This window comes from Streptomyces albiflavescens, from assembly GCF_014645835.1.
GTDB lineage: Bacteria > Actinomycetota > Actinomycetes > Streptomycetales > Streptomycetaceae > Streptomyces > Streptomyces albiflavescens.
Genome location: NZ_BMMM01000043.1, coordinates 1 through 3,603 on the forward strand (window position 1 = coordinate 1; position 3,603 = coordinate 3,603).

The following is a 3,603-nucleotide window of genomic DNA, read 5'->3' on the forward strand; positions in this document are numbered from 1 at the left end:
CAGGACGTAGTTCTCGCTGTAGGCGTACACCATCGAGAAGGTCATCTCGTTGTGGTGGTACTTGCGGTGGATGGGCTCATGGGCCACGTAGTCCAGCGAGTCGTGCATCCAGCCCATGTTCCACTTCAGCCCGAAGCCCAGCCCTCCGAAGCCGCCGGGGCCGATGTGGTGGGTGGCCCGGGTGACGCCGTCCCATGCCGTGGACTCCTCGGCGATGGTGACCACTCCGGGATTGCGGCGGTAGACGGTGGCGTTCATCTCCTGGAGGAAGGCGACCGCGTCGAGGTTCTCCCGGCCGCCGTGTTCGTTGGGGAGCCATTGGCCCGGTTCGCGGGAGTAGTCGAGGTAGAGCATGGACGCGACGGCGTCCACGCGTAGTCCGTCGATGTGGAATTCCTCGCACCAGTACACGGCGTTGGCGACCAGGAAGTTGCGTACCTCGCGGCGTCCGTAGTCGAATTCCAGGGTGCCCCAGTCGGGGTGTGCGGCCCGCAGCGGGTCCTCGTGTTCGTACAGCGGGCGTCCGTCGAACTCGGCCAGTGCCCAGTCGTCGCGCGGGAAGTGGGCGGGCACCCAGTCCATGAGTACGCCGATGCCGGCCCGGTGCAGTGCGTCGACCAGGTGTTTGAAGTCGTCCGGGGTGCCCAGCCGGGCGGTCGGTGCGTAGAACCCGGTGACCTGGTAGCCCCATGATCCGCCGAAGGGATGCTCGGCCACCGGCATCAGTTCCACGTGGGTGAAGCCCAAGTCGGAGACGTAGGCGGGGAGTTGGTCGGCCAACTGGCGGTAGGTCAACCCCGGCCGCCAGGACGGCAGATGCACCTCGTAGACGGAGAACGGGGCTTCGTGCGCCGGCCTCAGCCCCCTCCTGGACATCCACTCCGCGTCCCGCCACACGTGATGGGACGCGTGGACGATCGACGAGGTGTTCGGCGGAGCCTCGGTGCGGCGGGCCATCGGGTCGGCGCGCAGCGTGCGCGTCCCGTCGGGGCGGGTGATCTCGAACTTGTACAGCTCGCCCTCGCCGATCGAGGGCACGAACAGCTCCCACACCCCGGAGGAGCCCAGCGACCGCATCGGGTATCCCGTGCCGTCCCAGAAGTTGAAGGTGCCGGCGAGGCGCACTCCGCGCGCGTTCGGCGCCCACACGGTGAAGCGGGTGCCGGTCACGCCCTGGTGAACCATCGGCTCCGCGCCGAGCGCCCGCCACAACTCCTCGTGGCGGCCCTCGCCGAGCAGGTGCAGATCGAACTCGCCCAGCGCGGGCAGGAAGCGGTACGCGTCCTCGGTCTCCAGAACCGTCCCCTCGTACGCCACGACCAGCCGGTATGACGCCGGGACCGCGCGCAGTGGCAGCAGTCCCGAGAAGAATCCGTCCCCGTCGTCGTGCAACTCGGCGCGCAGGTCGTCCGTTACGACGGTCACCGCCTGTGCGTACGGGCGGAAGGCGCGGAAGGCCACCCCACCCGGCACAGGATGGGCTCCCAGCACTCCGTGCGGATCGTGATGCGTGCCGTTGAGCAGCCGCTCCCGGTCACCGGGGTCGACACCGGCGAAGACGGGAGCGCTGTCGGCGGCAGGCTCCGGCGCCTTCTTCGAAACCTTCGCGGCCGTGCTCACGGTGGCCTTCTTGCCGGCAGCCCCGCTCCCGGCGACCTTCTTGGCGGCGGCGGCCTTCTTGCCTACGGCGGCTTTCCTACTCACTGCGGCCGTCTTACCCACGGCAGCCTTCTTACTGGCGGCGGCCTTCTTACCGGCGGCGGCCTTCTTGGCCGTCGTCTTCCCCTCAGCGGCCTTCTTCACCGCCGTCTTCTTCGCGGCAGCCGACTTCTTCGTGCCGTTCTTCTTCGGACTGTCGTCGGACGGAGGGCGGGGCGTCACGGGCAGGGCCTCCTCGGCAGGGTGAGGTGGAGAGGGTGGGACAGATCAGGGGGATGCGGCGAGTCGGCGTATCGCCGCCATCGGCACCGGCAGCCAGTCGGGCCGGTGCCGGGCCTCGTACAGGACTTCGTAGACCGCCTTGTCCGTTTCGTAGGCGCGCAGCAGTAAGGGGTCGGCGCGCGGGTCGGCGCCGGAGACCTCGGCGTAGCCGGTGCAGTACGCGGCCCGGCAGGCGTCGGCCCAGCCGGCCACCGAAGGACGGTGCGAGTGGGCCGCGTAGTCGAAGGAACGGAGCATTCCCGCGATGTCCCGCGCCGGGGGTTGTGGCATGCGGCGTTCGGCGAGGGGTTTCGACGGCTCGCCCTCGAAGTCGATGAGGGACCATTCCCCGGACGGCGAGCGCAGGCACTGGCCGAGGTGCAGATCGCCGTGGATGCGCTGCGCGGTCCAGGTGTGGCCCTCGGCGGCGAGGTCGGCCAGCGCCTCGAAGGCGGTCCGCAGCCCGGGAGCGTACGGACGCAGCGCGGGCACCGCCTGTGCGGCCGCCTCCAGGCGCTCGGTCATGCCGTCGACCAGCAGCCCCATCTGCACGTGGCCCAGCGTGACCGTGGGCAGCGCGCGGGCGAGCGCCGTGTGCACCTCGGCGGTCGCACGGCCCAGCGCCCGCGCCTCGGAACCGAAGCCACCGAGGTCGCCGAAGCCGCTGAGGTCGCCGACGGCGCCGAAGTCCTCCCCCTTGGCCAGCTCGCGCAGCGCCAGCTCCCAACCGTCCGTGGCGCCCCGCACGAAGGGCTGGAGCACACCGAGTACGTACGTCTCCTCGTCGAGGTCCGCCATCATCCACGCAGCCGGAGCCGGTACGCGGGCGCAGCCCTCCCGGGACAGCATCAGCGGAAGCTCCAGGTCCGGGTTGTTGCCCGGCAGGATCCGGCGCAACACCTTCAGGATGAACGTATCTCCGTAGACTATGGACGAGTTGGACTGCTCCGACGTCACCAGGCGCGGCACCAGATCGTCCCGGATCTCCTGTCGCCGGTCACGCTCGAAGCGCAGCTCCCCGATGCGGGCCTGCGTGCGCAGGGCTTCGAGGAGTACGCCGGCGGGGCGCGCGTCGTACAGCGCCTCGTACACCGTGCGACCGGCCAGCGGCCCCTCCTCCAGATGCCCGATCAGCGCGGGCGCGAGCCGCGGCGGCAGCGCCTCGCGCACGCCGATCAGCAGCTGATAGCAGTCCCCGGGGTGCGGGGCGGCACCCTGGGCGGGGGTGAGCGGCTGATGTGCGCGGACGAGCAGGTGGAGCAGGCCCAACTTGGCTGTGGGTGGGAGGAGTTCCACCCCTCCCACCAGTGAGAATCCGGTCACCGGACGCCCCTTGCCCGCGAACCACCGCTGCCGCGGCAGCCACTCCCGCAGCAGTGGATCGAGGGACGCGAGCAGTTCGGGGCGTGCGACGGCGACCGTGGAAGAGTGGGTTGCGGCTTCCGACATGGCGTCGCGTCCTTTCCCCAGAGTTCCAGGGACCCAGAGACCCGACGACCCGGAAACCCGGAGATTCGGAGACCGGGGGGAGTCGGGGTGTTAGTGATGCGTGCCCAGGGCGGGGCGGGAGAAACCGCCCCGCCGTCCGGGTTCTAGACGGCGTCCTTGCGCAGTCGGAACCAGTAGAAGCCGTGGCCTGCGAGGGTGAGCAAGTAGGGCAGCTCACCGATGGCCGGGAATCGC

The 3,603-nt window shown here is 70.1% G+C and carries 2 protein-coding genes and 1 pseudogene; all 3 read right to left on the minus strand.

Features of this window, described 5'->3' with window-relative positions; all coding sequences use genetic code 11:
- A partial coding sequence (gene glgB, locus IEY95_RS48400; RefSeq protein ID WP_189192726.1) for a 1,4-alpha-glucan branching enzyme occupies positions 1 to 1,881 on the minus strand: 1,881 nt, incomplete at its 3' end.
- 45 nt (positions 1,882 to 1,926) lie between these two features.
- Positions 1,927 to 3,369 (minus strand): maltokinase N-terminal cap-like domain-containing protein, encoded by a 1,443-nt coding sequence (locus IEY95_RS48405; RefSeq protein WP_189192727.1) that lies wholly within the window; start codon positions 3,367 to 3,369, stop codon positions 1,927 to 1,929.
- A 143-nt stretch (positions 3,370 to 3,512) separates the two neighbouring features.
- Positions 3,513 to 3,603, minus strand: a pseudogene (locus IEY95_RS51000) (alpha-glucosidase C-terminal domain-containing protein); the annotation flags it as partial.